The following is a 24,134-nucleotide window of genomic DNA, read 5'->3' as shown; positions in this document are numbered from 1 at the left end:
ACTGCTGACCCTACGACACCCGGGTTCCGTTGACGTACCGAGCGGTATGTGACGTCCGGGCACGGCCACCCCGTGGCGGGAGGGCCGCCGGACGGCCCGGGGGCCCGCCGTATTCCGCCCGCGGCGCATTTGAGCGGGTGGGATGAATCACCCCGCGTCAGGCCCTGGTTACGGTGGCGTAGCCCGTTTCGGTAGGTGGATGATCTGCTGACGTGGCAGACGATTCGACAAGAGACAACAGTGGCGCGATCGGGTCGTACGCAGCCGTAGGGGACAGCTTCACGGAAGGTGTGGGCGACCCCGGACCGGACGGAAACTTCATCGGCTGGGCCGACCGGCTCGCCGTTCTCCTCTCCGATCGCCGCCCCGAGCACGACTTCCGGTACGCGAACCTGGCGGTGCGCGGCCGGCTCCTCGACCAGATCGTCGACGAGCAGGTGCCCCGGGCCATCGAACTCCGTCCGGACCTGGTGACCTTCTGTGCGGGCGGCAACGACATCCTCCGGCCGGGCAGCGACCCCGACGACGTGGCCGAGCGCTACGAGGCGGCGGTCGCCCGCCTCACGGACGCCGTCGGCACCGTCGTGCTCTGCACCGGCTTCGACACCCGCGGCATTCCCGTGCTGCGCCACCTGCGCGGCAAGATCGCCACGTACACGGCCCACGTGCGGGCCATCGCCGACCGCCACGACAGCCCCGTGCTGGACCTGTGGTCGCTGCGCTCGGTGCAGGACCGCCGGGCCTGGGACTCCGACCGGCTGCACCTGTCGGCGGAGGGCCACACCCGGGTCGCGCTGCGCGCCGGGCAGGTGCTGGGGCTCGACGTGCCGGCCGACCCGGACCAGCCCTGGCCGCCGGAGCCGTTCCGTGCGCCCGCGGAGATCCGCAGGGACAACATCCAGTGGGCGCGGGAGTACCTCGTGCCGTGGATCGGGCGGCGGCTGCGCGGCGAGTCCTCGGGCGACCACGTGGAGCCCAAGCGCCCCGACCTGCTGCCGCTGTAGGTCCCGTTCGGCCGGTTCTCAGCCCGGTCGCCGGACCGCCCGGGCCGCCCGCACGGACGATGCGCTCACACGGCGCTCGCGCCGGCGACCAGTTCGGCCCAGACGACACGGCCCAGGCCGTCGTCGGAGGGCCGGACTCCCCACGCCCGCGACAGCGCACCCACGAGCAGCAGCCCGCGGCCGCCCTCCTCGTCCACGCCCGCCGCACGCGGCCGGGGCGCCGTCGGCGCGCGCCCCTGGTCGGTGACCTCGAGACGCAGCCGCTCGCCGTCGAACCACAGCGCGCACGCGATGTACTCGCTGCCGGTGTGCCGGACGGCGTTGGTGAAGAGCTCGGAGACGATCATCTCGGCGTCGTCGCGCAGACCTTCGTCCGCCTCCCACTCCCGCAGCCGCGCCCGCACGCGATGGCGTGCCGCGGCGACCGAGGACCCGTGGGCGGGCAAACGGAACAGGTCGTGACAGCGACGGGCGTCGAGGTCGCCACGGCGCTCTAACCGCAGAGCGTCTGGTGAGGAGGCCACGTCAGTACTATGCGGTTTCGTTCGAACTGTTGGCAAGATGCGATCTGTAATTTGCAGAACGACCCTCGCGCACTGTTCGATTCCGATGACGGCATGACACACTGCTCTCGGTCGAGGGGAGTTGGGGAAGTGGTCGTGACGGACGCACGGGCGGCCGGTGCTCCCACCGTCCTGCGGGTGGTGCTCGGGAAGCGGTTGCAGGACCTCCGCGAGAAGGCCGGGCTGAGCTTCGAGGACGCGGGCCGGGCGCTGGACGTCACCCATGCCACCATCCGGCGCATGGAGAAGGCCGAAGTCGGCCTGAAGATCCCCTACGTCGAGAAACTGCTGCACACCTACGGGGTCGTGGACCCGGCAGAGGTCGAGGCCTTTGTCTCCCTCGCCCGCGAGGCCAACCGCCCCGGCTGGTGGCACCGTTACCGCGACGTGCTGCCCGACTGGTTCAGCGCCTTCGTCAGCATCGAGGGCGAGGCCGGCGTCATCCGCGCCTACGAACCGCACTACATCCCCGGGCTGCTGCAGACCGAGGACTACGCGCGTGAAGTGCTGCGGGCCGGCCGTCCGCGAGCCTCCGCGGAGGAGGTCGAGCGGGTCGTCGCGGTGCGTCTGGAGCGGCAGGCCCTGCTCGCCCGCCCGGACGCGCCCCTGGTGTGGATCGTCATCGACGAGACGGTGCTGCGCAGACCCATCGGCGGCCCGGAACTGATGCGTGCACAGATCTCCCGGCTCATCGACAGCTGCGCGCTGCCGAACGTGCGGTTGCAGATCATGCGGTTCTCCGACGGCCCGCACCCCGCCATGTACGGGCCGTTCCACATCTTCCGCTTCCGGACCGACGAACTGCCCGACGTCGTCTACTCCGAGAACCTGGTCGGCTCCGTCTACTTCGACGACCGCGACGACGTCTCGTCCTTCCTCGAGGCGCTGGACCGGATGTGCGCACAGGCCGCGCCGGCCCAGCGGACCGAGGAGATCCTCCGCGACATCCTCCGGGAGACATGACGTGCGGCCGCAGCACCCCGACGGCCCGTACCCGGCCCCGGCCCCGTCTCGACGTACGCCCGCCCGGAAAGCACCTGCCCCACGGGCACCGGCGGGGGGATGATGTCATGCACACGGGGCGCCGGAGCGGGCCGGGCAGCCCCTCGACGCCCCGCGCGGCTGCCTCATCTGCCGCGACGCACCCCACCGCACCCCACCGCACCGACCTGGATCCACCCGGACCAGAGGATTCCGAACGGAGTACGGCGTTGACCGACAAGGGCTTCTCCGCGGACGAGATCGACACCAGCAGGCCTCACCCTGCCCGGATGTACGACTACTACCTCGGCGGCAAGGACAACTACGAGGCCGACCGCGAAGCCGCCGAGATGGTCATCCGCATGACCCCCGACGCGCGCCCCAGCGCCCGCGCCAACCGGGACTTCATGCGGCGCGCCGTTCGCCACTCCGCGGCCCAGGGCATCCGGCAGTTCATCGACATCGGCACCGGGATCCCCACCTCGCCCAACACCCACGAGGTCGCCCGGACCGTCGTCCCCGACGCGCGCATCGCCTATGTCGACAACGACCCGATCGTCGCCGCCCACGCCGGTGCCCGGCTCACCAACACCGGCAACGCGGGCTTCTTCCTCGCAGACGTCCGCGACCCCGACTCGATCCTCGAGCACGCCACGCTGCGCGAACTCATCGACTTCGACGAGCCGGTGGCGCTGATGCTCGTCGCCCTCCTGCACTTCGTGCGCGACGACGAGGACCCCACGGGCATCGTGCGCACCCTCGGCAAGAACCTGCCGAGCGGCAGCCGGCTGATCCTGTCCCACGCGACCACCGACTTCCACCGGGACGTGGACGCCGACGCGGGCGAGGCGTACAAGAACGCCACCTCCACGCTCACGCTCCGCGGCAGGGAGCACATCGAGCCCTTCTTCGACGGGTTCCCGCTGGTCGAGCCGGGCCTGGTGCAGGTCCCGAGCTGGCGGCCCGACACCCCGCTGCCCGAGACCGGCGAGCACACCCGGATCGCCTTCTGGGGCGGTGTCGGCCACAAGCCCTGACGGGCCCCTCTGGTCACCGCCCCTTGCCCGTTGCCTACGGCCCACGTCCGGCGTTCAGGCGCCGGGCACGGGCCGCGCGATCGCGTGGACCGGCCGGCGCGCCGCGGCGGGTATCCGCTCCAGGACCCCGCCGGCGAACACGTCGTACAGCGGCAGCGTCTCCAGGTGGACATAGCCGATGTGGCAGTCGCACACCGCCAGCGGGCAGGCGCGCGGCCCCAGCGCGGCCCGGTAGGAGCCGTCGTAGAGGTTGCCCAGCTCGGCCCTGACGAAGTGGCAGCGGCGGACCGTGCCCTCGCCGTCCACGGAGACTACCGATTCGCCGGTGCGGCAGGGCAGTCCCGCGCTGCGGTGCGGGTGGCGGCTCCAGGGGAAGAGCGGGTCGAGGGCGGTCCACTCGTCCGCCTCGGCGTCGGTGTAGGTGTGGCCCTCTGCGGCGTTGATCCACAGGTAGACATGGTCCGGAAGGTCCGCGCGCAGCCGGCGAGCGGCCTCCAGGTGGTCCGGCAGGCCCACCACGCCCACGCTGAAACGAGCCCCTCGGTCAGCGAGTTCGCGGGTCTTGCCGAGGAAGCGGTCATAGGGCGTCTGCCCGGGGTGGAAGGTGCACCACAGGGCGAGCGTGGACAGGTCGGCGGCGTCCAGCCAGTCCGTGCGGCAGCTCAGATTCGTCTGGATCGCCACCCGGCCGATGTGCGGCAGCCGGCTCAGCTCCGCCAGGGTGCGCCGGTACCAGGAGCGCACCAGGCCCTCGCCCCACGGCGTGAACAGCAGCGACAGGCGGTCGCCGTGCTGCGCGGCCGCCCAGCCCGCGAAGCGTTCCAGCGCGGTCCGGTCGGCGGCCAGCTCGGCGCGGCTGTCCCGGCGCTTGGCGAAGGGGCAGTACGGGCAGTCGTAGTCGCACGAGGCGAGCGGGCCCCGGTAGAGAACCGTCAGATCCATGGCGGGCACCCTCACTTCAGTTCGTACGCGGCCATGCGGGCCCGCACCGCCGCGGAGAACAGCGCCGGGCCGATCGCGTCGGAGTGCGCCAGGCCCTCCGGGGACAGGCGCAGCAGCCCCGGCCCCGCGGCGGGGTCCAGCCAGCCGCGATCGGTGAAGCGCTCCAGCTCAGTGGCGAAGTCCTCGCCGGGCGCCGTGCCGAAACGGTCCCGGTAGTCGGCCGCGCGCAGGCCCTCGGCCTGCAGCAGCGACTGCAGGAGGTGCCGGCGGCGGCTCTCGTCGGCGTCCATCGCCCAGCCGAAGTCGGCTTCCGCGAAGTCCTCCTGGGGGCGCGCGGTGTAGTCGTCGACGATCCTGCGTATCTCCTGCATGCCGACGGCGTAGTCGAAGGAGTAGTGCAGGGCCGAGGTGTAGGAACGGGCGCCGCAGCCAAGGCCCACCATGCCGTCGGTCTGGCAGGCGTAGTCCCCGCCGCCGTCGGCCGGTGCGCCGGACCGGCGGAACATGCGCATCGACACCTGCTCGTAGCCGTGTGCGAGGAGGTGGTCGCGCCCGTGGCGGTACAGGCGCAGGCGCTGCTCGTCCCACGCGGTGTCGCCGTCCGTCGAGGCCTCGCCCGCCAGCCGGCCGAGACCGGTCAGCGGGCGCACGTACAGCGGGTAGAGGTAGAGCTCCTCGGGCCGCCAGGCGAGGGCCGCGTCGAGGGACCGCTGCCAGGACGCCTCGGTCTGGCCCTCGATGCCGTAGATCAGGTCGATGTTCAGGACGGGGATGCCGGCGTCCCGGACGCGGCCGAGGGCCGCATCGACGTCGGCGCGGCGCTGCGGGCGCACGGCGGCGCGCGCCTCGGCGTCGTCGAAGCTCTGCACACCCAGACTCAGCCGCGTCGTGCCGCGCGCGGCCAGCACGGAGAGCCGGTCCGCGGTCGCCGTGGCGGGGGAGGCCTCGACGGACAGCGGCACCGCCGTCAGGTCGGCGCCCAGGCCGTGTTCCGCCAGATCGCACAGCCGCTCCAGTTCGGCGGCCTCCAGGAAGGTCGGAGTGCCGCCGCCGAAGGCCGCGTTGGCGAACCGCGCCCCGTCGCCCAGTGCCTCGCGGACGGCCCGCGCCTGGCGTTCCATGGCGTCCAGGTAGGCCGTGGTCAGGCCGTCCGGGGCGCCGATCCGGGTGAAGAGGTTGCAGAAGCCGCAGCGCACTTCGCAGAAGGGGATGTGGAAGTAGAGGGAGAGGGCGTCCTTGGGCTCGTCCGCCCACAGCTCGCGCAGCCGGGCGCTCCCGCGGGGCAGTGGACGGTAGGCCGTCTTGTGCGGGTACGCGTAGACGTAGTGCTGGTAGGGGCGCTCAGGCACGGGCGCTGTCGCCGCCGGTGCCTGGGGGACGGTCATGTCGGTGCGGGTCATCGGGCCTCGTCGAGGAAGAAGTGGGCATAGGGCACGGTCCAGACGACCTCGTGGCCGATGCGGTGGTCGGTGTATCCGTCCTCCCCGTACGCCGTGCCGTGGTCGGAGCAGACGACCGCGAAGCAGCGCCGGCGGCTCGCGGCGGCGGTGAACAGCCGCTCGATGTGGCGGTCGACGTACTCCAGAGCCGCCGCGTGCGAGGCACGGGTGTCGCCGGACTCGCGGGTGGCGCCGGGCAGGTGGAACCAGTTGGGCTGGTGCAGCGCCGAGACGTTCACGAACAGGAAGAGCCGCTGCTCACGCGGCAGCCCGGCCACCACCTTCTCCGCGCGGGCGACCTGCGCCTCGAAGGAGGTGGGGGAGGGCACCCCGAACTCCGGCTCCCAGTGGCTCTCCTGGAACACCCCGGGCAGCACCGAGCCCAGCGGCCCCTGCTTGTTGAAGAAGCCCACCCCGCCGACGCACACCGTGCGGTATCCGGCGGCGGCCAGCCCCGACACCAGGTCGGGTGTGTCGTACACGAAGGTGCCGTCCGCGGTGCTCTCGCTGCCCGCGAACCGCGCGGCGAACAGCCGCGGGTGCGGGCCCGGTTCGGCGGGCGTGGGCAGGAAGCCGGCGAACATCGCCTGGTGGGAGGCGTAGGTGAAGCTGCCGGGCGCATGCCGGCGCTCCCACCGGCCACCGGGCAGATGCCGCGCCAGGTGCGGGATACGGCCCGCCGCCGCCAACTCCTCGGCCACGTCGTAGCGGAGGGTGTCGAGGGTGACCATCAGGATGTCGTGGCTGCCCACGACCTCGTTCATGTCAGGCTTCGGCGGTGCCGGCCGGGTTCTCACGGTCTCGCTCCTTGCGTCGTGCTCGCTCGCGCTCCATCACGGCCGGTACGGCGGCGACCTGTGCGGCGTAGGTGTCCAGGCCCTCGGCTCCGCTGCCGGGCAGTCCGGTCAGCCGCGGCAGGAGGTCCCCGAAGGCGTTGACCTCGCCGACGGCGAAGCGCCGCCAGCCCGTCGCGGGCAGGACGTCGACGCCGACGCAGAGGGTGCCCGGGAAACAGGCCGCCGCGCGCTCCGCGAGGCGCAGCGCGTCGTCCAGGGCCCCTCCGGCGGCTCTGATGGCCGCGCGGGCCGCGCCGAGGTCGCCGCGGCTGCCGCCGAGGTGAAGGTTGGTCATCGGGTGCCGGCTCGTGCGGACGACGGCATGCGTGGCCCGGCCTGCGACGACCACCACGCGCAGGTCGGCCGCGCGGCCGCCGAGGGAGGCTTTCGGCAGCCACCGCTCGACGTGCAGGCCGTCGGGGGCCAGGGCGTCGACCAGGGCAGCAACCTGCGGCTCGGTCGTGTAGTGCCGCACCCGCAGCGAGTTGAACAGCCGCCCGTCGTCCGTGGTCTCCACCGAGGTGGTGGCCCGGACCCTGCCGGGTCCGGCGACGGCGAGCGCCACGACCCCGGATGCGGACGAGCCGTGCGCGGCCTTGACGAAGGCCCGCGGGACACCCGCGTCCCTCAAGCCGTCCCGCAGGTCGTCCCAGCCGCCGACCGGGCCGGTCAGGGCGGGCGGGACCGGGACCCCCGCGGCGGCGAGCCGGGCGTGGCAGCGCCGCTTGTCGAACATGACGGCGACGTCCTCCGGGTCGGCGGAGGGCACCGCGCCGGCCCGGCGCGCCGCGTCCGCGACCTCCCGCACCGCCGCGGTGAAGCGGCGGTACCACAGCGCCGAGCCCTCGACCCGGGCCGGATCGCCGGCACCCCGCAGCAGACGGTCCACGTCGGCGTTCTCGCCGGGGGAGTCGATCCGCACGAACTCGCCCGGCTCGAACCCGTACCCGCCGCCCAGCACCTCCCGCCAGGCCAGCACCCGCGGAGCGGGGTGCCTCGCGGCGCGTACGGCATCGGCGAAGAGTGACGTGCGGCGGTTCTCGGGATTGCCGACGACGGCGAAGCGGACCGCCTCCGCGGCCGGCCCGCTCCGCGCGGGATCATTCGGAGACGGCGACATAGCGCCACTCCTCGTCCCGCCACCGGCGTGCCGTCTGGGCCTCGGAGAGGTCGACCTCGGTCCCGGTGGCACCGAAGGCGGCCCGCACCCGCTCGGCAACGGCCTCGCTCAGGAAGTGGTGGTGCAGGTCGAGCCGCTTGAGGTGGGTGAGGGGCTGCCCGTTCAGCAGTGCCTCGGCGCCGGTGTCGGTGAGGGTGCCCATGGACAGGCTCAGCGACTCCAGTTGCGCCACCACCGGCGCGGATGCCACAGCGGCGGCGATCTCGTCCTGCAACTCGCTGTCCTGGAGACCGAGGTGACGCAAGTCCGGATGCCGGCCGCCCGCCAGCAGCGGCGCCAGGTCGGCGACGGTCGCGTCGCCGCCGTAGTTCGACACCCCGAGCCACAGCTCCAGGCGCTCCAGGGCGGGCAGGTCGCTGGCGCCGACGGCGCGGACGACCTGCCCCGGCAGTCCGCCGGACTCGAAGCGCAGCACGCGCAGCGCCTCGTGCCGCACCGGGCGCAGGGTGAGGGGCTCCTCGCCCGCCCCGTGGGACCCCCCGCCGCGCACCCCCAGCTCCTCCAGCAGCGGGAAGCGTTCCAGCACGGGTGTGACGTCGGTCAGCGGGACCCAGGAGATCTCGCACTCCTCGCTGGTGACGTCGGCGAGGAACAGGGCGCGCAGGGCGGGGAAGCGCGCCGCGTCGGCCAGGATCAGCTCCAGGGCCGGGCGCAGTTCGGCGTACTCGTCGTCCCACCACGGGCCGAGGACCAGGGCCCGCACCTGCCGGGTGTCGACGGCCTGCGTGAAGCCCCGCCACAGTTCGTCGAAGGGCGTCTCGTCGGCCGCGAAGCAGTCCAGCCGCCAGGCCACGTCGCCGGCCGCGGGCAGATCTGCCCGGTCGGTCCCGGTCAGGGTGTGCACGGGCAGCCCGTGCAGAGTCCGAAGGTGTTCGGCGAAGGTCATGGCTGCCTCACTCCGCCACGGCGGTGTAGCGGAAGACGGAGCCGTCCTCGTCCTCGTCCTCGTCACCGGGCTCGGACAGGTCGACCTCGACGCCGGAGGGCTCCAGAGCCGCGCGCACCCGTTCGGCGACCGGGTCGCTCACGAAGTTGTGGTGCAGGTCCAGCCAGGACAGATGGGTGAGAGGCTGACCGGCCAGGAGGGCGGCGACGCCCTCGTCGGTGAGCACACCCAGCGACAGGTCCAGCGACTTGAGCTGTGCCACGACCGGCGCGGAGGCGACGGCGGCGGCGATCTCGTCCTGTATCTCGCTGTTGCGCAGGCCGAGATGGCGCAGTGCGGGCAGGCGGCCACCGGCGAGGAGCGGGGCGAGGTCGGCGACCGTCGCGTCGCCGCCGTACTCGTCGACGCCGAGCCACAGCTCCAGGTACTCCAGCGCGGGCAGTTCGCTCGCCGCGACACCGCGCACCACCTCGCCGGGCAGGCCGCCGGCCTCGAAGCACAGCGTGCGCAGGCGCTTGTGGCTCACCGCGGGGAAGCGCAGGCCCGTGCCGCCGCGGACGCCGAACTCCTCCAGCAGCGGATAGGCGTCGAGGACCGGGGTGACGTCGGACTGCTCGATCCAGGAGATCTCGGCCTCCTCCATCTCCAGGTCGCCGATGAACACGGCCTGCAGGGCGGTCAGCCGGTCCCGGGCTTCGACGAGCCGCTGTACGACGACCCCGGAGTCGTTGTCGTAGGGCTCGCCCCACTGGCCGATCACGAGGGCGCGGACCGATGCCGTGTCCACCGTATTGAGGAACCGGTCCCACAACGCCTCGAACGTCTCCGGGGCGTTGTTGCGGTAGGGGTCGACGGCCAGCCGCCAGGCCACGGCCCCGGCCTCCGGAAGTTCCCGCCGGGCGTCGGGTCCGGGGAATGCGAAGGCCGGCAGGCCGTGCAGTTCCTGCAGGTGTTCGACGTGGGACATGTCGCTGGTCTCCTGACGTGACGGGCCGGTGCTCTGCGCTCGCGAAGAGTTGTACCAAGCCCCTCCGACAGCGGTACGCGCGGGCTGTGGACGGCGAAGCCGCGCGGGGCCGTTGTCGGACCCCCCGCGTAGCGTCGTGGACATCGGGTCGGCGAGGCGCGCCGACGGCGAAGGGAGACACGCATGTACCGGCAGGGGGACGTCCTGATCGTGCCCGTCGCGGAGGCCGCCGTGCCACCGGGCACGGACCGGCTGCCGCGGCAGCCGAGGGACGGGCGGGGCAGGCTCGTGCTCGCGCTCGGCGAGGTGACCGGCCACGCCCACGCGGTCGTCGGGCCCGGCACGCTGGTGCGCGAGGCGGGGCCCTTCGGGGTGGCGTACCTCCATCTCCCCGACGGGGGACGGGTGGTGCACGAGGAGCACGCCGCCATACCCCTGCCGAAGGGCTGGTACCGGGTGGTGCGGCAGCGCGAGTACGTGCCCGGCGCGGTGCGCGTCGTGGCGGACTGAGAAGGACCGGGGAGCGGGAGCGATGACGGTGGCAGAGGCAGCAGGGGCAGTGGCGGTGGAAGCGGCGATCGGGGCGGCGGCGACCCCGATGGAGACGGCCGCGGTGTGGCGCGAGGTCGCCGCGGCGACGGGCCCGGCAGACCGCGCGGCGGCCGAGGAGGGGGTGCGGCAGTCCTACCGGCTGGCGGGTCTGCCCGTGCCGGAACGCATCGTGTGGGCCGGTTCGCCCCGGGAGGGCGTGGCCCTCGCGGCCCGACTGAGGCGGGAGGGGTCCGCGGGCCCGAGTGTCCGCGAGCGGGTGCGCACCCTGCCGTGGGCGGCGGCACGGGAGCGGGTCGCCGAGCGGATGGGCCCGGCCGGATGGGCGGCCCACTGGGCCCTGACCGGGGCCCCGTTGTGGGACGGCACCGTGCTGCTCGCCGAGCGGATACGGACCGGGGTCGCCGAGTCCGCCGCGAATGTGCCCGGCGGGGAGCCGGCGGTCCGCTCGGCCCTGCTCGACGCGGTCCTCGGCCAGCACGACGCGGCCTGGCTCGCGGCGTTCGACGGCCAGGAGGGCACCGGGGACTTGGCGGGGCTGGCCGCGGTGGCCCGGTCCGCGGGCTGGTGGTGGCCGTACGAGCGGATCGCCGTCGTCGCCGAACGCCCCGTGGAACTGCACCGGGACGAGGCCGGCCGCCTCGACCGGGGCGACGGCCCCGCGCTCGCCTTCCCCGACGGCTTCGCCCTGCACGCATGGCGCGGCATGCCGGTGCCGGCCGCGTTCCTCGACGGGCTGTCGGAGCTGACCCCGGCCCGGATACGCGAGGAGGAGAACGCGGAGCTGCGCCGGGTGATGCTGGAGTTCTACGGCTACGACCGCTACTTGGAGGAGTCCGGGGCGCAGCCGGTGCAGCGCGACGCGGCCGGCGTGCTGTGGCGGATCGAGCTGGTGGGGGACGAACCGCTCGTGATGGTCGAGGTCGTCAACTCCACGCCGGAGCCGGACGGCACCCACCGCACGTACTGGCTGCGGGTGCCGCCGCGGACCCGGACCGCGCGGGAGGGCGTCGCCTGGACCTTCGGCCTGGAGGAGGCGGACTACATACCGGAACGGGAGACCTGAGCGTCCAGGGTCTCCGCGTCCACGAGGGCGGCATTGCCCTCCGTGGCGCAGGCGTGCGCGCCGGCGACCGCGCCGAGCCGGGCACTCTCGGCGAAGTCCAGGCCGCGCGCCCTTCCGTACAGGAAGCCGCAGACGAAGGCGTCGCCCGCGCCGTTGGAGTCCCGCACGGGGCCGGGCGGGGGCACGGCGGGGATGTGCCGCGGGGTCCGTCCGCCGTCGCGCGCCAGGAGGTAGGCGCCCCCGGCGCCGGCGGTGGCGACAACCGCCGTGGCGCGTCCGTCGCGCAGGATGCCGCGCATGACGTCCGCGATGCGCTCGCCCGAGCCCGCCGCGCTGAGGAACACCAGGTCGGAGCGGCGGGCGAACTCCCGCTGGTGCTCAGCGAGTCCGTCCCAGTCGTGCAGATCGGTGGAGACGGGCAGGCCCAGCGCCTCGATGTCGTCGTACAGGAAGCGGGTGAAGTGCGAGATCGACAGATGCACGTGCCGGGCGCGCCGCAGGTGCGGGAGGTAGAAGTCGCGGGGCATCCGCAGGTCCGCGGGGTCACGGCCGTCGTAGAAGGACATACGGCGCCCGGTGGTGTCCACCAGGTTCACCGCCCGGCGGGTGCCCGCCGGTGAGATCAGTGCCTCGAAGTCCACGTCGCCCTTGGTGAGGCGCTCGCGGACCAGGCCGCCGAGCCAGTCGTCGCCGGTGAAGTCGAGGAACTTCACCGTCATCCCGAGCGCGCGGCAGCCGAGCGCCACATTGCCACCGGTCTGCCCCGGCCACTCCAGGATCGGCGGCACACCGAGGGAGTCCGCGGCCGGCACGGGCAGGCTGTCGACCCGCACCACCGTGTCCACTCCCGAACCGCCGACGACGAGGATGTCGTACAGCGCCTCATCCGTGGTCATGTGCACCTCCAATAGACCGCCCGGTGCGCCATGTTACGGCTGTGGCGGCCGTTCGGACGTGCGCTCGGCGATACGTTCGGACGCCCACTGGGCCCACTCCTCCTGCATGCGGGTGAAGCGCAGCCCCCATTCCAGGGCGAGCCGGCCGTAGAAGGAGAGGTCGCCCTCGTCCCAGTCGACGGTGCGTTCCAGTTCGGCCAGTTCCTGGTGGTACGCGACCGCGGTCGTGCCCTCGCGCTCCACGTACGTCCTGGCCTGCTCCGGGGCGACCTGGTTGAGGAAGAACACGCGCAGCAGTCCGTCGCTGCGGCGGACGCGCTGCGGTTCCACCTCGACGAGCCAGTGCAGCAGTTCCCGGCGGCCCTCGTCGGTGAGCGTGTACTCCTTGCGGCCGCGCGGGCCCTCGGCGGTGACGGCGACCAGCCCGGCGTCGGCGAGCCGGTTCAGCTCGGTGTACAGCTGGCTCTGGGTCGCGGGCCAGACGTTGACCAGTGACGTCTGGAACCTTCCGAGCAGGTCGTACCCGCTGGCCGGGCGCTCGGTGAGCAGCCCGAGGACGGCATGGCGCAGGCTCATGCCGCGCATCGTAACATGTCACCTTTGACAGGTGGCGGGTGGACAGTCCCCGCCGGACATGTCAGGAGTGAGGCGTCCCGTGCCGTCCGGGACGGCCACGGTCCGGCCGCGGGACGGGTGATCGCCCGTCCCGCGGCTCGGCCGCTCAGTGTGCCGCGGAGCCGGTGAGCAGCTCGGTCCACGCGGCGCGGACCTTGTCCAGGCCGAAGGACTCCCGGAGCCAGCCGCGCGCGTGCCCGGCCTCGGCCTCCCAGCCGTCCTCGACCAGGGTGTGGATCGCATCCGCCATCGCCTCGGGGGAATCGTGGATCCACCGGCGGTCGTAGATCGTGTCCGCGCCCGGCCAGGGCAGCAGTGCCGGGACGGCGCCGGAGGCCATTCCCTCGGCCGGGGCCAGGTGGAAGCTCTCGTCGTCGCTCGTGGAGAGCACGAAGCCGATCCGCCGCAGCCAACTGGCCACGTCGGCGCCGAAACTGTCGAAGACGACCGCGTCCTCCAGCAGCGGAGCGGACTGCACCCGGCGCAGGATCGCGTCGTAGTGCGTGCGCTCCTCAGGCTTGTTCCAGATCCACCAGTAGTCCCACGGCATCTTGGACTTCACCGACAGCTGCCAGCGCGGGTCCCGCGCGCGCAGTGCCTCCAGCACGTCCAGCCCCAGGTCCAGCCGCTTGCGGGCGGGGGCGATGCCGATCATGCCCAGGCGGTAGCGGGCGTCGGCGGACTTGGGACGGTCGAGCTGGCGGTCGTCCACCCAGTTGGGGATCGTCACGATCTTCTCGGCCGGCCAGCCGGTGCGCTCGCGGGTCAGCTCGCTGTAGTGCGGGCTGACGCAGACGATCTGGTCGACGGCGTCGATGTCGACCTTGTCGGGGTAGCCCGCGTACAGCTCGAAGCGGTGCAGCCGGACCAGCAGCCGGGAGCCGCGCCGCTTGTTGTGGCTGTACCAGATGGCCGCCGGGCCGCACCATTCCACGACCACGACATCGGCCCAGGCGGCCAGTTCACGGCTGACCGCCACATCGTGCTTGGCCAGCGCGGGCCACGCGTCGATGCGCACCTCGACCCCGGGCAGTGCCTGGAAGTGGTCGAGCAGCCGGGTGAAGAACTTCAGGTCGTGGCTGGCCACCACGACGCGCAGTGGCCGCGTGCGCTTCCCGAGTCCCGCCGGCTCCGGGGGGAAGGCCCGGTCGAGGTGACCGCGCAGCCGCTCGGCGGCCCGTTCCAGCGAGAAGTGCGCCGCGGCCTCCTGGCAGCGCTTCGCCGCCAGCCGGTAGGCCTCCTTGGAGCCGGCGGCGACGGCCACCGCCTCCGCCGCGTCCTCCAGGGTCCCGCGGCCGGGGACGAAGAGCGGGTAGTCGGCACCGAGCAGTGCCTCGTGCGCGGGTGTGCGGTTGAGCACCACCGGCAGCCCCAGGGTGCCGAACTCCAGCACCTTCGTGGACAGTTCGAGGCTCGCGTCCAGATCCGGGTGGCGCCAGCCGAGCCCCACGTCGCAGCCCGCCGCGATCCGCATCGCCTCCTGGCGGGGCATGCCGCCGTGGTGCACCACGCCCGGGGTGGTGCCGAGCGCGCGCTCCATGCGGTCGTGGAACTCCGGGTGCAGCGGGTCCTCATGGATCTTGTCGCCCACCGTGTGGAGCTCGGCCCGCACACCGCGCGCGGCGAGCGCGCGCGGCAGCTCCGTCATCTCCAGGGTGTTCCAGCGCGGCGCGAACTTGCCCGTGTAGACCATGCGTACGGGGTCACCCGCCGCCTGGTGCTCCTGCAGGTCGAAGTCGGGCAGCGGCACGCTCGGCGGGTAGAGCACGCACTTGCCGCAGGCCTCGGGCACGTACGCCTCGATGAAGCAGCGCAGTTCCTCGGTCTGGCACAGCAACTGCTGCGAGGCCTCGGCGATCCGGGCCAGGTCCTGGGCGGCCTCGGCGGTCATCTCCGCCGCCGACTGCGGGATGTCGGTCAGGTACGCCCAGATCCGCCCGTCGAAGTCGCCGTCCGCCACGATCTGGGTGACCGCCCGGCGGCCGCGCAGCACCAGCAGGTCGCAGGGCTGCTCCTCGTCCAGGGCACGCAGCTTCCGCGAGGCCTGGACGGGGGAGAGCACCCGGTCGGTCGTCACGACGGTGACACCCGGCAGAGCCGCGAGCGGGTCGACCAGCCGCCCGGTGCGCACCGGTGCCTTGAGGACCAGCCGGACCTCGCACCCCGCCAGCGACAGGGCCTGCACCATCGACTGCGCCCAGACCGCGGAGCCGTCGATGAGATTGAGGTCCACGTCCCCGTAGACCATCGCGCGAATCGTGCGCGGCGCCGTCATCGTGCGTCCTCCTGGCGGATCGTGAACAGCCGTGCCGCGCCCTCCGGGGCGCGCCACAGTGACTTGCGGACGAGTGCGGGCCGGAACCCGTTGACCTGCGGCACGAACCCCGAGCCGTCGGCGCTGTAGCCGACCGCGTCGGCGCCGGAGCACTCCTGGGCGCACATCAGGTCGAGAAGGTGGGCCGCCTCGCGTTCCTCGCCGAGGTCGGTCCAGTCGGCGACCCAGGGCGTGGTCGGCCCGTCGCCGGAGGCCCGTACGGTGACACCGCCGGCGGTGAGTTCCGCCAGTTCCGTGCCGGGCGTGGGAACCAGCACCTCGGCGGGCCGGTGGAGCTGCGCCAGGACCTGCCCGATGAGCCGGGAGATCTCCTCGCCGTCACGCGGGTCGGCGAGCACGGCGATGCGCCGGCCGTCCAGCGGGTCGACGGCGCCGGCGATCCGGGCGAGCTGCGACAGCCGGACCCGGGTGGCCCGGGCGGCGAAGATCTCCCGCAGGTCGGCCCGTTCCGTGGTCGCCAGGTCCAGCCGGGCCGGCTGCACGCCGGTGTCGCCGTCGATGACGGCGTCCCAGGGGAAGCGGGACAGCCCCGGGGCGCCCGACGCGGGACCGTCGCGCCACAGGACGGTCGGGCGGCCCGCGGCGCGCGCGGTCGAGAGCAGCTCGGCGAGCCGCCGGTCCAGGTCGGGCGCGAGTCCGGTGCCGGTGTGCGTCCACGGGCCGGGGCCCGTGCAGGCGCTGAGCTGCACGACCAGCACGTCGGGGTCCGTGCGCTCCGCGACGAGCGTGGCGTCGTGCGGCAGCGCGCGGTTGACGACCGCGTCATGGGCGAAGTCGGCCGCCGTCGCCGCGTTGAGCACACCGGCGACGACCAGGCGGTCCCGGGGCCCCGCGGAGAAGGCGCGGTGCGCGAGGTGCAGCCGGTCCCCGTCGGCCGCGGCGGCCTCGGCCAGCGCGGAGGCACCCGTCTTCGGCCGGGCCGCGACCGGCCCGCCGCTCTTGCTGCGCCCGCGCCACATCCCGTACAGCTCGCGCGGCAGCCGTGCCGAGCCGCGCAGCGGGGAGCGGGCCGCGGAGATCAGCACCTGGCCGACCCGCAGCGAGGTGGAGCCCTGGAGCATGGCGACCCGGGCCTCCAGCACGCCGACCCGGTCCCGGGCCTGGCGCAGCGCCGCGGCGATCTGGTCGCGTTCGCGGACCGCGGCGACCGCCCGGTCCGCGCCGCTCTCGTCGCGCAGCGTCTCCAGGGCCCGGCTGTCCTCCTCGTGGCGCCGTTCCAGGTCGAGCAGCCGGTCGCGCTGGGCGCGTGAGACGAAGTCGGTCAGGACGTACTCGCCGGCGATGCGCAGCGCGGTGGCGTTGCCGTCGCCCTCGCCGGGCACCGGGCGGCCCGCACCGTCGTGGAGCGGCAGCAGGCTGTCGGTGCACGCGAAGACGGCGCCGCCGTGCAGGTGGACGTAGCCCAGCCCGGCGGCGCGCAGCACCTGGCAGCGGTGGGCGACCAGCCCGTCCAGCAGCCGGTGGTAGGGCAGTTCGGTCGTGGTGTGGCCGAAGACGACGAGGCCGCGGCCGCCGGGCCGCATCCGGCCGAGTGCGGCCGTGAACGCTTCTTCGTTTCCGTGCCGCGCGGGATCCGGGCCGTACGACAGCAGGAGGAGCTGTCCCTCGCCGACCGGTTCCCGGTCGTCCGGGCCGGAGCGGGTGAGGCCGATGCCCTCGGGCAGGTGCAGATACGGCTCGAGGGGAATGCCGCCGCCGGTCGCGTCGACGATCTCGGTCACGCCGTCAAGGTGCGGGTGGAGCAGATCGAGCAGGCGCATCAGGAGGTCCTCGTGAAGACATGGAAACCGACCCGGTTCTCCCGGAAACCGTACGGCGTGAAACCCGTGTGGCGCAGGCCCAGCGGTTCCACGACGGCCCGGTACTCGGCCGCGGGGCGGTGCAGGATGTAGTCGCCCCGGGGCGTCCGGACCGGCGCGTCCTCGTCGGAGACGATGAGACGGCCGGTCAGGCGCACCAGGGAGGCGAGGTTGATCAGGGACGACTCCCAGAGCGCGTCGTCCATGACGTGGAAGAGCACATCGACGCCGAGCACCACGTCGTACAGCCACGGGCTGCGCCACGCGTCGAGCTGCGAGACCGCGTAGCGCGGGCCGCCGCCGAGTGCGCGGGCCTGCTCGACGGCCTCGGGGCTGGCGTCGAAGGCGTCGACGCGGTGGCCGCAGCGGCTCAGGGCGCGGGCGAACCACCCCTTGCCGCAGCCGGCGTCGAGCACGAACAAGGGGTCGGTGCCGTTGCCGGCGTCGCCGGTGTGGCGCAGCAGCTCGGCCAGGCGGACGGCGTAGAAGACCTCGTTGCCCGCGCGTTCCAGGCCGATGTGCCCGCTGGAGGCCAACTCGTCGTGGCGCCGGTGGCGGTTCTCCCAGTAGTCCCGGGTCTTCTGCCCCGACGGATCAGACATGGTGCTCCAGCCATTCGGTCATGATCCTGGCGATGCGCTCGCCCGAGCGGCCGTCCCACAGGGGCGGCCCCTCCGGGGCGGCCAGCCCGCCGTTCAGCACCTTGAGCAGCGCGGGCACCAGGCTGTCGGGGTCCACCAGCCGGTTGGTGCCGTGGGTGACGGTCACCGGGCGCTCGGTGTTGGGGCGCAGCGTCAGGCACGGCACGCCGAGTACGGTCGTCTCCTCCTGCACGCCGCCGGAGTCGGTGATGACGGCGGTGGCGCCGCGCAGCAGGCCCATGAAGTCGAGGTATCCGAGCGGTTCGACGATCCGCACGCCCGGCGCCCCGGCCAGGCCCGCCGCCTCCAGGGCGGCGCGTCCGCGCGGGTGCAGCGGGATCACCAGCTCCAGCTGCTCGGCGGCGCCGCGCAGTGCCTGCACGGCGGCGGCCGCCGCGGCCGGGTCGTCGACGTTGGCCGGACGGTGCAGGGTCACCACGCCGTAGCGTTCGGACAGTCCGTGCGCGGCGCGGGCCGCCTCGGGGTCGAAGCGCGGCAGGTGGGACATGAGGGTGTCGATCATGGGGTTGCCCACGAAGTGCACCCGTGCCGGGTCCACACCCTCGTTGGCGAGATGGCCGACGCCCTCGGGGCTGGTGACGAAGAGCAGGTCGGACAGCTGGTCGGTCACCCGCCGGTTGACCTCCTCCGGCATGGTCATGTCGAAGCTGCGGAGCCCCGACTCGACGTGGGCGACCGGCAGTCCCAGCTTCGACGCGACGAGCGCCGCCGCGAGCGTGGAGTTCACGTCACCGTAGACGGTGACGAGTGCGGGGGAGCGGGCGGACAGCTCGTCCTCCAGCGCGACCAGCAGCGCGGCGGTCTGCCGCGCGTGGCTGCCGGAGCCGACGCCGAGGTCCACATCCGGCTCGGGCAGGCCGAGTTCCCGGAAGAAGATGTCCGACATGCGCTCGTCGTAGTGCTGCCCCGTGTGCACGACGGACTGCGGCTGACCCGCTGCCCGCAACGCGGCGACCACGGGGGCGGCCTTGACGAAGTTCGGCCTGGCGCCGACTACATGGACTACCGAGCCGAGCACGGTGACTCCTGTTGGGTGGAGGTGCGTAGGGTGGACTTGTGCGACGTCGTACTGTGCGTGCCTTGATTCTTGCCGCTTCCGTAGCGGCCCGTCATCTTCGTAGCGATCCGGTGCGGGCTGCCGGCCTCGCCCTGCGCCTTGCGCCGGGCCCGGTCCGCCGTCCCGCCGGCTGGGCCCTGTCCCGGCTCCCGGCTCGTGATCCGCACCGGGTCCGTGGTGCAGGGGGTGATGCCTACGGACCGACCGCGGTGCTCGCGCCGCGCGGTACTCCGGGGACCCCGGTACCGGGGCGTGTGCTGCACCTGGTCACCAACTCGCTGCCGTACCGGAACGCCGGGTACACCGTACGCACCCACGCGATCGCGCGCGCCCAGCGACAGGCCGGGCTCGACCCGCAGGTGGTCACCCGGCTGGGCTTCCCGGTGGCGCAGGGTGTGTGGGACGGCCGGCCCACGCAGGTGGTGGACGGGGTGCCCTACCACCGGCTGCTGCCCGCGACCATGCCGGCGGCACCCGGTGCCGTTCTGGCCCGCAACGCGGAACTGGCCGCCCGTCTGGTCGAACAGCTGCGCCCGTCGGTGCTCCACGCGGCCACCGACCACCCGAACGGCCGAGTGGCGCTGGCGTTGCGCGAGTCGTTCGGACTCCCCGTCGTGTACGAGGTGCGCGGCTTCCTGGAGGAGACCTGGCTGACCCAGGGGCCCGGCCGTAGCCCGGACTCCGCGTCCTTCCGCGAGCGGCGGGCGCTGGAGACGCACTGCATGCGCGAGGCCGACATGGTGTTCACCCTCGGTGAGGCCATGAAGGAGGAGATCGTCTCGCGCGGAGTTCCCGAGGAGCGGATTCTCGTTGTGCCGAACGCCGTGGACGACGTCTTTCTGGAACCGCTTCCGGACGCGGGTCCGCTGCGTGCCCGGCTGGGTATCGCCCCGGACGAATTCGTCGTCGGCACGGTCTCCACGCTCACCCCGCACGAGGGCATCGGCACCCTGCTGGCAGCGGGCGCCGAACTGCGGCGCCGGGGCGTGCCCCTGCGCCTGCTCATCGTCGGTGACGGACCGTTGCGCCCGGCGCTCGAGCGGCAGGCGGCCGAGTTGGGCCTCGGCGACAGCGCGATTTTCACCGGCCGCGTACCTTACTCGGAGGTGCGGTCGTATCACGCGGTATTGGACGTTTTCGCTGTTCCGCGGACGCCCGATCGGGTATGTCAATTGGTGACCCCACTGAAACCGGTCGAGGCGATGGCGAGTGGTCTTCCTGTTGCTGCAAGTGATCTCAAGGCCATGGGCGAACTCGTCGAAGACGAAGTGAACGGAAAACTAATTTCATCAGACGATCCTTACGCGTGGGCAGAAACGCTCGAAGTATTGCTCTATAGTGCGAAACTACGACGGATCATGGGTGAGGCTGCCCGCACCCGAGTGGCTAGTGATCGTACCTGGGCACATATCGCCGGGCGGACGCGCGACGCCTACCGGAGGCTGGGCGCCTCATAGCGCTCGGGATGGTGCGGCAAATGACGGTGGACCTCGCAGTTGTAGGCCTCGGATACGTGGGACTTCCTCTCGCCCGCGAAGCCACGGCAGTGGGACTCAGTGTGGTGGGGCACGACCTCGACGCCAGAGTGGTGGACGGGCTCAACGCCGGCCGTTCCCACGTGGACGATGTCTCCGACCTCGATCTGGAGCGGATGCTGGCGGCGGGTTTCACCGCCAGCACCGCGCCGGACAGCCTCTCGGAGGCCCAGACGGTCATCATCTGCGTCCCGACCCCGCTGTCCGCCGACGGCGGGCCCGACCTCACCGCCGTCACCGGCGCCGGTGAGGCCATCGCGGCCCGCCTGCGGCCCGGGATGCTGGTCGTCCTGGAGTCGACGACCTACCCGGGCACCACGGACGAGGTCCTGCGGCCCATCCTGGAACGCTCGGGACTTCGCGCGGGAGTGGACTTCGCGCTCGCCTTCTCACCCGAGCGCATCGACCCGGGCAACAAGAAGTACGGCCTGCGCGAGACCCCCAAGATCGTGGGCGGGCACACCCCGGAGTGCGCGGAGCGCGCCGTCGCCTTCTACAGCAAGCTGGTCGACACCGTCGTCCAGGCCAAGGGCACCCGCGAGGCCGAGATGGCCAAGCTGCTGGAGAACACCTACCGGCACGTCAACATCGCGCTGGTCAACGAGCTGGCGGTGCTCTGCCGCGAACTCGACGTCGACATCTGGAACGCCATCGACTGCGCGGCGACCAAGCCGTTCGGCTTCCAGGCCTTCCGGCCCGGCGCCGGCGTCGGCGGCCACTGCATCCCCATCGACCCGAACTACCTTTCCTACAAGGTCCGCACCCTCGGCTACGAGTTCCGCTTCGTCGAGCTCGCCAGGGAGATCAACCACCGCATGCCCGAGTACGTGGTGCGCCGTTCGCAGGACCTTCTCAACGAGGCGGGCAAGCCCGTGAACGGCTCACGGGTGCTGCTGCTCGGCGTCACCTACAAGCCCGACATCGCCGACCAGCGGGAGACCCCGGCGATCCCCATCGCCCGGCTGCTGCGCAAGCTCGGCGCCCATGTGAGCTATGACGACCCGTACGTGGACAGCTGGACCGTCGACGGCAAGCCGGTGGCACCGGCCGGGGACCTGCCCTCCGCCCTGGCTGAGCACGACCTGACCATCCTTCTCCAGGACCACAGCGCGTACGACCTGCAGGACATCGCCGATCGGGCGCGCCTGCTGTTCGACACGCGCGGACGCGTGAACCGGCCCGACGTCGAGGTGCTGTGATGCACGTTCTTGTGGTGACCATCGTGCACCACCCCGAGGACGCCCGGATAATGCACAGGCAGATCGCGGCGCTCCTCGACCGCGGGCACACCGTCACGTACGCCGCGCCCTTCAGCGCGCGGGGCGTGACGCCACGGCCCGACGTGGAAGCGGTCGATCTGCCGCGCGCCATGGGGCGCGACCGGCGCGCCGCGGTGCGGGCCGCGCGCCGGATGCTCGACGCGCGCGGACCCGCGGCGGACGTCGTCCTGCTGCACGACCCGGAGCTGCTGCTCGCCCTGCCCGGTGCGCTGCGGCACTGGCGGCGCATCGGCGCCCGGCGGCCCGCCGTGGTCTGGGACGTGCACGAGGACACGGCGGCGGCGATCGCGATGAAGGGCTGGGTGCCGAAGCTGCTGCGCCCGCCGGTGCGGCTCGCGGTGCGCGCCGCGGAGCGGATCGCCGAACGGCATCTGCACCTGCTGCTCGCCGAGGACGCCTACCAGGAGAGGTTCCGGCGCATCCACCCCGTCGTGCCCAACCTGGTGACGGTGCCGCCGGGCAACCCGGTGCCCCCGGGCGACGACCGGGTGGTCTACCTCGGGCAGCTGTCCCGTGCCCGGGGCACCGAGGAACTCATCGCCATGGCACGGCTGCTGGCCCCTGAGGTCAAGGTCGAGGTGATCGGCGCCGCCGACGGCGACGTTCGGGCTTTACTGTCCGCCGCCGACCGCGACGGCGTGCTGCGCTGGCACGGTTTCCTGCCCAACGACGAGGCGCTCGGCCGGCTGCGCGGAGCGCTCGCCGGGATGTCCCTGCTGCGTGACGAGGCCAATTACCGCCATTCCCGGCCGACCAAGGTCGTGGAGTACATGGCGTACGGCATCCCCGTCGTCAGCACCCCCAACCCGCTCGCTGCCGATCTGGTCAAGGAGCACGACTGCGGGATCCTCGTGCCCTACGAGGACCCCGCCGCGGCGGCGGAGGCCGTGCGGCGGCTGCGCACCGACGCGGAGCTGCGCGGCCTGATGGGCGCGCGGGGGCACGCGGCGGCGCTGTCGGTTCTCAACTGGCCCGACCGGGCTGGGGAGTTCGTCGCAGGTCTGGAGGACTGGGCGGCAGCGGCCGCTGCCGCCGCCGCCCAGCCGGGTGCCGCGGCGATCACCTCACGGTGAGCGCGGTGTCGTCGATGACGAAGGACGTCGGGATCTGCGAGCCCTCGGTGCCGGTGAACCTGAGCGTCACCGTCTGGCCCGCGAAGCCGGCGAGGCTGAAGCTCTTGAGCGCCCAGCCGGAGCCGGCGTCCAGGTTGGACCAGGTGCCCAGGGTGGTGGAGCCGGCGGCCGCGGTCAGCTTGTCGTAGGCCGTGGTCGTGGTGGTCTCGTCGGTGTCCACGTGCAGGTAGAAGCTGAACGTGGCCGAGGTGCAGGCCGCGGGGATCGTCACCGTCTGGGCGAGGGTGTCGGTGTGCGCGGAACCGTAGCCGTCGAGCCACGCCTTGTAGGAGCCGGTGCGGGCCGCCTGGTCCGCCGAGTTGGTGATGACACCGCTGGAGGCCGTCCAGGCGGTGCTGCCCGACTCGAAGCCCGGGTTGCCGAGCAGTTGGGCGGCGGTGCAGGTGCCGCCGCCCCCGCCCCCGCTGCCGGTCGCGCCCGAGAGCCACTCGGTGGCGTTCAGGGCGAGCGCGGCGTTGGTGGCGCCGGAGTCGTTCCAGCCGTCGTAGAGGGTGTTTCCGGAGGCGCCGGTGCCGTCGTCGATGGGCGAGCTGTCGCCCCAGAAGGCGACCCGGCCGCTGCCGAAGGTGCTGGTGGCGAAGAAGGCGCCGGTGTTGCCGGAGTAGCCGGTGCGGTAGAGCAGGCCCTTGACGGAGGAGTTGTCGGCGGGCTTCAGGGTGGCGGTGGTGCCGCTGGCGATCAGGCTCTTGGTGACGGTGCCGAAGGAACCGTGCAGCACGGCGTTGGTGCTGTCGCTGACGGCCTTCGGGTAGTCCGAGCCGATGCTGAGCGTGTCGACGGAGAAGCCGAACGGGTCGGTGCTGTCGACGGAGTTGTTGCCCATCAGGTCGTTGATGACCTCGACCGCGTCCTCGCCGTCGTTGTTGCGGTCGGCGCCGGTGTGGTCGGAGATGAGGAAGAGCCCGCCGCCGGCCTGCACGAACTTCATCACGGCGGTCTTCTCGGCGGCGGTGAGCAGCACGTTCGGCTCGGGCAGCACGAAGGTGTCGAAGTTCTTCAGGTCCGTGGCGCTGGACGTGCCGTAGGTGATGGTGCCGCCCGACGGCAGGGTCTTCAGGGAGTAGGCGCCGGTCCGCTGCAGGGCCACGCCCCAGGAGGACAGGGCGCCGGTCCAGTCGGTTTCCGCCGAGGGGGTGGCGTCCTGGCCGAGCGGGTCGGGCTGGCTGGTGCTGATGACCCAGTCGGCGTTGCCGGCCGTCTCGGCGTGGGCGTTGTCGAACAGGACGCGGTGCGGGGTGGCCGCGTGGACGGCGGTGGGGGCGGCCGCCTGCAGGGCGGTGGCCGTGAGCAGCGCGCCGAGGACCGCGGCGGACGCGGTGAGCCGGCGGGTGGGGGCAGATCGGGGCATCCTGCAGAACCTCCTGTGTGGGGG

The 24,134-nt window shown here is 72.8% G+C and carries 22 protein-coding genes; 8 read left to right on the top strand and 14 right to left on the bottom strand.

All coding sequences use genetic code 11. The features are described from left to right. Nucleotides 1–212 precede the first annotated feature (212 nt). Nucleotides 213–1,004 (top strand): SGNH/GDSL hydrolase family protein, encoded by a 792-nt coding sequence (locus tag ACIP9H_RS00295; RefSeq protein WP_401585425.1) that lies wholly within the window; start codon nucleotides 213–215, stop codon nucleotides 1,002–1,004. A 65-nt stretch (nucleotides 1,005–1,069) separates the two neighbouring features. Here the strand turns inward: ACIP9H_RS00295 and ACIP9H_RS00290 are convergent, their stop codons facing one another. Next, a complete protein-coding gene (locus ACIP9H_RS00290; RefSeq protein WP_401585427.1) occupies nucleotides 1,070–1,450 on the bottom strand; it encodes an ATP-binding protein in 381 nt (126 codons plus the stop codon). A 213-nt stretch (nucleotides 1,451–1,663) separates the two neighbouring features. Between ACIP9H_RS00290 and ACIP9H_RS00285 the strand changes: the two genes are divergently transcribed. Both ACIP9H_RS00285 and ACIP9H_RS00280 read left to right on the top strand, forming a co-directional pair. After that, on the top strand, nucleotides 1,664–2,530 hold the full coding sequence (locus ACIP9H_RS00285) for a helix-turn-helix domain-containing protein (protein ID WP_401585429.1): 867 nt from the start codon (nucleotides 1,664–1,666) through the stop codon (nucleotides 2,528–2,530). A 248-nt stretch (nucleotides 2,531–2,778) separates the two neighbouring features. Beyond that, nucleotides 2,779–3,585, top strand: coding sequence for an SAM-dependent methyltransferase (locus tag ACIP9H_RS00280; RefSeq protein ID WP_401956461.1), 807 nt, complete (start codon nucleotides 2,779–2,781; stop codon nucleotides 3,583–3,585). A gap of 54 nt (nucleotides 3,586–3,639) precedes the next feature. Here the strand turns inward: ACIP9H_RS00280 and ACIP9H_RS00275 are convergent, their stop codons facing one another. The 6 genes from ACIP9H_RS00275 to ACIP9H_RS00250 are packed head-to-tail and all read right to left on the bottom strand — an operon-like array spanning nucleotide 3,640 to nucleotide 9,835. After that, nucleotides 3,640–4,527: an STM4011 family radical SAM protein gene (locus ACIP9H_RS00275; RefSeq protein ID WP_401956458.1), complete on the bottom strand. Its 888-nt coding sequence runs from the start codon at nucleotides 4,525–4,527 to the stop codon at nucleotides 3,640–3,642. A gap of 11 nt (nucleotides 4,528–4,538) precedes the next feature. Then, a complete protein-coding gene (locus tag ACIP9H_RS00270) occupies nucleotides 4,539–5,927 on the bottom strand; it encodes an STM4012 family radical SAM protein (RefSeq protein ID WP_401585437.1) in 1,389 nt (462 codons plus the stop codon). Further along, entirely contained in the window at nucleotides 5,924–6,730 is an 807-nt protein-coding gene (locus ACIP9H_RS00265; RefSeq protein ID WP_401956455.1) for an STM4013/SEN3800 family hydrolase, read from the bottom strand. Before ACIP9H_RS00265 ends, ACIP9H_RS00270 begins: the two co-directional genes overlap by 4 nt. 1 nt (nucleotide 6,731) lies before the next feature. Next, the gene (locus ACIP9H_RS00260) at nucleotides 6,732–7,922 is read right to left on the bottom strand and encodes an STM4014 family protein (protein ID WP_401956452.1); all 1,191 of its coding nucleotides are present in this window, start codon (nucleotides 7,920–7,922) and stop codon (nucleotides 6,732–6,734) included. Continuing rightward, nucleotides 7,903–8,868 (bottom strand): STM4015 family protein, encoded by a 966-nt coding sequence (locus ACIP9H_RS00255; RefSeq protein WP_401585445.1) that lies wholly within the window; start codon nucleotides 8,866–8,868, stop codon nucleotides 7,903–7,905. The genes ACIP9H_RS00260 and ACIP9H_RS00255 overlap by 20 nt, the downstream gene beginning before the upstream one ends. 7 nt (nucleotides 8,869–8,875) lie before the next feature. Beyond that, the gene (locus tag ACIP9H_RS00250) at nucleotides 8,876–9,835 is read right to left on the bottom strand and encodes an STM4015 family protein (protein WP_401585447.1); all 960 of its coding nucleotides are present in this window, start codon (nucleotides 9,833–9,835) and stop codon (nucleotides 8,876–8,878) included. Nucleotides 9,836–10,018: 183 nt separating this feature from the next. Between ACIP9H_RS00250 and ACIP9H_RS00245 the strand changes: the two genes are divergently transcribed. Then, nucleotides 10,019–10,345, top strand: a complete 327-nt coding sequence (locus ACIP9H_RS00245) for a hypothetical protein (RefSeq protein ID WP_360899440.1) — start codon at nucleotides 10,019–10,021, stop codon at nucleotides 10,343–10,345. An 88-nt stretch (nucleotides 10,346–10,433) separates the two neighbouring features. Next, nucleotides 10,434–11,450 carry a DUF6745 domain-containing protein gene (locus tag ACIP9H_RS00240; protein WP_401585644.1) on the top strand — a complete coding sequence of 339 codons (1,017 nt, stop codon included), beginning with the start codon at nucleotides 10,434–10,436 and terminating at the stop codon, nucleotides 11,448–11,450. On the opposite strand, the gene ACIP9H_RS00235 is transcribed toward ACIP9H_RS00240, so the two are convergent. The 6 genes from ACIP9H_RS00235 to wecB form a co-directional block, all read right to left on the bottom strand. Further along, nucleotides 11,426–12,346, bottom strand: a complete 921-nt coding sequence (locus ACIP9H_RS00235; RefSeq protein ID WP_401585449.1) for a carbohydrate kinase family protein — start codon at nucleotides 12,344–12,346, stop codon at nucleotides 11,426–11,428. The genes ACIP9H_RS00240 and ACIP9H_RS00235 overlap by 25 nt on opposite strands. Nucleotides 12,347–12,379: 33 nt before the next feature. Further along, entirely contained in the window at nucleotides 12,380–12,922 is a 543-nt protein-coding gene (locus tag ACIP9H_RS00230; protein WP_401585451.1) for a PadR family transcriptional regulator, read from the bottom strand. Nucleotides 12,923–13,067: 145 nt separating this feature from the next. Continuing rightward, nucleotides 13,068–15,236, bottom strand: a complete 2,169-nt coding sequence (locus ACIP9H_RS00225) for a glycosyltransferase (RefSeq protein WP_401585454.1) — start codon at nucleotides 15,234–15,236, stop codon at nucleotides 13,068–13,070. Further along, nucleotides 15,233–17,056: a hypothetical protein gene (locus ACIP9H_RS00220; RefSeq protein ID WP_401585457.1), complete on the bottom strand. Its 1,824-nt coding sequence runs from the start codon at nucleotides 17,054–17,056 to the stop codon at nucleotides 15,233–15,235. The genes ACIP9H_RS00225 and ACIP9H_RS00220 overlap by 4 nt, the downstream gene beginning before the upstream one ends. Next, the gene (locus ACIP9H_RS00215) at nucleotides 17,056–17,697 is read right to left on the bottom strand and encodes a class I SAM-dependent methyltransferase (RefSeq protein ID WP_401585460.1); all 642 of its coding nucleotides are present in this window, start codon (nucleotides 17,695–17,697) and stop codon (nucleotides 17,056–17,058) included. The genes ACIP9H_RS00220 and ACIP9H_RS00215 overlap by 1 nt, the downstream gene beginning before the upstream one ends. Then, on the bottom strand, nucleotides 17,690–18,775 hold the full coding sequence (wecB, locus tag ACIP9H_RS00210) for a non-hydrolyzing UDP-N-acetylglucosamine 2-epimerase (RefSeq protein WP_401585462.1): 1,086 nt from the start codon (nucleotides 18,773–18,775) through the stop codon (nucleotides 17,690–17,692). Before wecB ends, ACIP9H_RS00215 begins: the two co-directional genes overlap by 8 nt. Nucleotides 18,776–19,068: 293 nt before the next feature. On the opposite strand from wecB, the gene ACIP9H_RS00205 reads away from it, so the two are divergent. From ACIP9H_RS00205 to ACIP9H_RS00195, 3 genes are read left to right on the top strand one after another with little or no spacing between them, the layout of a single operon-like run. Continuing rightward, nucleotides 19,069–20,271 (top strand): glycosyltransferase, encoded by a 1,203-nt coding sequence (locus ACIP9H_RS00205; protein WP_401585465.1) that lies wholly within the window; start codon nucleotides 19,069–19,071, stop codon nucleotides 20,269–20,271. A gap of 20 nt (nucleotides 20,272–20,291) precedes the next feature. Continuing rightward, nucleotides 20,292–21,548, top strand: a complete 1,257-nt coding sequence (locus ACIP9H_RS00200; protein WP_401585468.1) for a nucleotide sugar dehydrogenase — start codon at nucleotides 20,292–20,294, stop codon at nucleotides 21,546–21,548. Further along, nucleotides 21,548–22,702 (top strand): glycosyltransferase, encoded by a 1,155-nt coding sequence (locus tag ACIP9H_RS00195; protein WP_401585471.1) that lies wholly within the window; start codon nucleotides 21,548–21,550, stop codon nucleotides 22,700–22,702. Before ACIP9H_RS00200 ends, ACIP9H_RS00195 begins: the two co-directional genes overlap by 1 nt. Here the strand turns inward: ACIP9H_RS00195 and ACIP9H_RS00190 are convergent. Continuing rightward, nucleotides 22,689–24,110, bottom strand: a complete 1,422-nt coding sequence (locus ACIP9H_RS00190) for a hydrolase (protein WP_401585474.1) — start codon at nucleotides 24,108–24,110, stop codon at nucleotides 22,689–22,691. The two genes, ACIP9H_RS00195 and ACIP9H_RS00190, sit on opposite strands and share 14 nt — an antisense overlap. Nucleotides 24,111–24,134: the final 24 nt, after the last annotated feature.

The organism is Streptomyces sp. NPDC088732 (assembly GCF_044751205.1).
Taxonomy (GTDB): domain Bacteria; phylum Actinomycetota; class Actinomycetes; order Streptomycetales; family Streptomycetaceae; genus Actinacidiphila.
Note: the sequence above shows the minus strand (reverse complement) of the source record. Positions and strands in the feature narration are given on the sequence as shown.

Bases quoted from the DNA above. Each gene is read 5' to 3' on its own strand.
- ACIP9H_RS00275 (WP_401956458.1), bottom strand. From the start codon at position 4,527: ATGGATCTGACGGTTCTCTACCGGGGCCCGCTCGCCTCGTGCGACTAC.
- ACIP9H_RS00270 (WP_401585437.1), bottom strand. From the start codon at position 5,927: ATGACCCGCACCGACATGACCGTCCCCCAGGCACCGGCGGCGACAGCG.
- ACIP9H_RS00265 (WP_401956455.1), bottom strand. From the start codon at position 6,730: ATGAACGAGGTCGTGGGCAGCCACGACATCCTGATGGTCACCCTCGAC.
- ACIP9H_RS00260 (WP_401956452.1), bottom strand. From the start codon at position 7,922: ATGTCGCCGTCTCCGAATGATCCCGCGCGGAGCGGGCCGGCCGCGGAG.
- ACIP9H_RS00255 (WP_401585445.1), bottom strand. From the start codon at position 8,868: ATGACCTTCGCCGAACACCTTCGGACTCTGCACGGGCTGCCCGTGCAC.
- ACIP9H_RS00250 (WP_401585447.1), bottom strand. From the start codon at position 9,835: ATGTCCCACGTCGAACACCTGCAGGAACTGCACGGCCTGCCGGCCTTC.
- ACIP9H_RS00245 (WP_360899440.1), top strand. From the start codon at position 10,019: ATGTACCGGCAGGGGGACGTCCTGATCGTGCCCGTCGCGGAGGCCGCC.
- ACIP9H_RS00240 (WP_401585644.1), top strand. From the start codon at position 10,434: ATGGAGACGGCCGCGGTGTGGCGCGAGGTCGCCGCGGCGACGGGCCCG.
- ACIP9H_RS00235 (WP_401585449.1), bottom strand. From the start codon at position 12,346: ATGACCACGGATGAGGCGCTGTACGACATCCTCGTCGTCGGCGGTTCG.
- ACIP9H_RS00230 (WP_401585451.1), bottom strand. From the start codon at position 12,922: ATGAGCCTGCGCCATGCCGTCCTCGGGCTGCTCACCGAGCGCCCGGCC.
- ACIP9H_RS00225 (WP_401585454.1), bottom strand. From the start codon at position 15,236: ATGACGGCGCCGCGCACGATTCGCGCGATGGTCTACGGGGACGTGGAC.
- ACIP9H_RS00220 (WP_401585457.1), bottom strand. From the start codon at position 17,056: ATGCGCCTGCTCGATCTGCTCCACCCGCACCTTGACGGCGTGACCGAG.
- ACIP9H_RS00215 (WP_401585460.1), bottom strand. From the start codon at position 17,697: ATGTCTGATCCGTCGGGGCAGAAGACCCGGGACTACTGGGAGAACCGC.
- ACIP9H_RS00200 (WP_401585468.1), top strand. From the start codon at position 20,292: ATGACGGTGGACCTCGCAGTTGTAGGCCTCGGATACGTGGGACTTCCT.
- ACIP9H_RS00195 (WP_401585471.1), top strand. From the start codon at position 21,548: ATGCACGTTCTTGTGGTGACCATCGTGCACCACCCCGAGGACGCCCGG.
- ACIP9H_RS00190 (WP_401585474.1), bottom strand. From the start codon at position 24,110: ATGCCCCGATCTGCCCCCACCCGCCGGCTCACCGCGTCCGCCGCGGTC.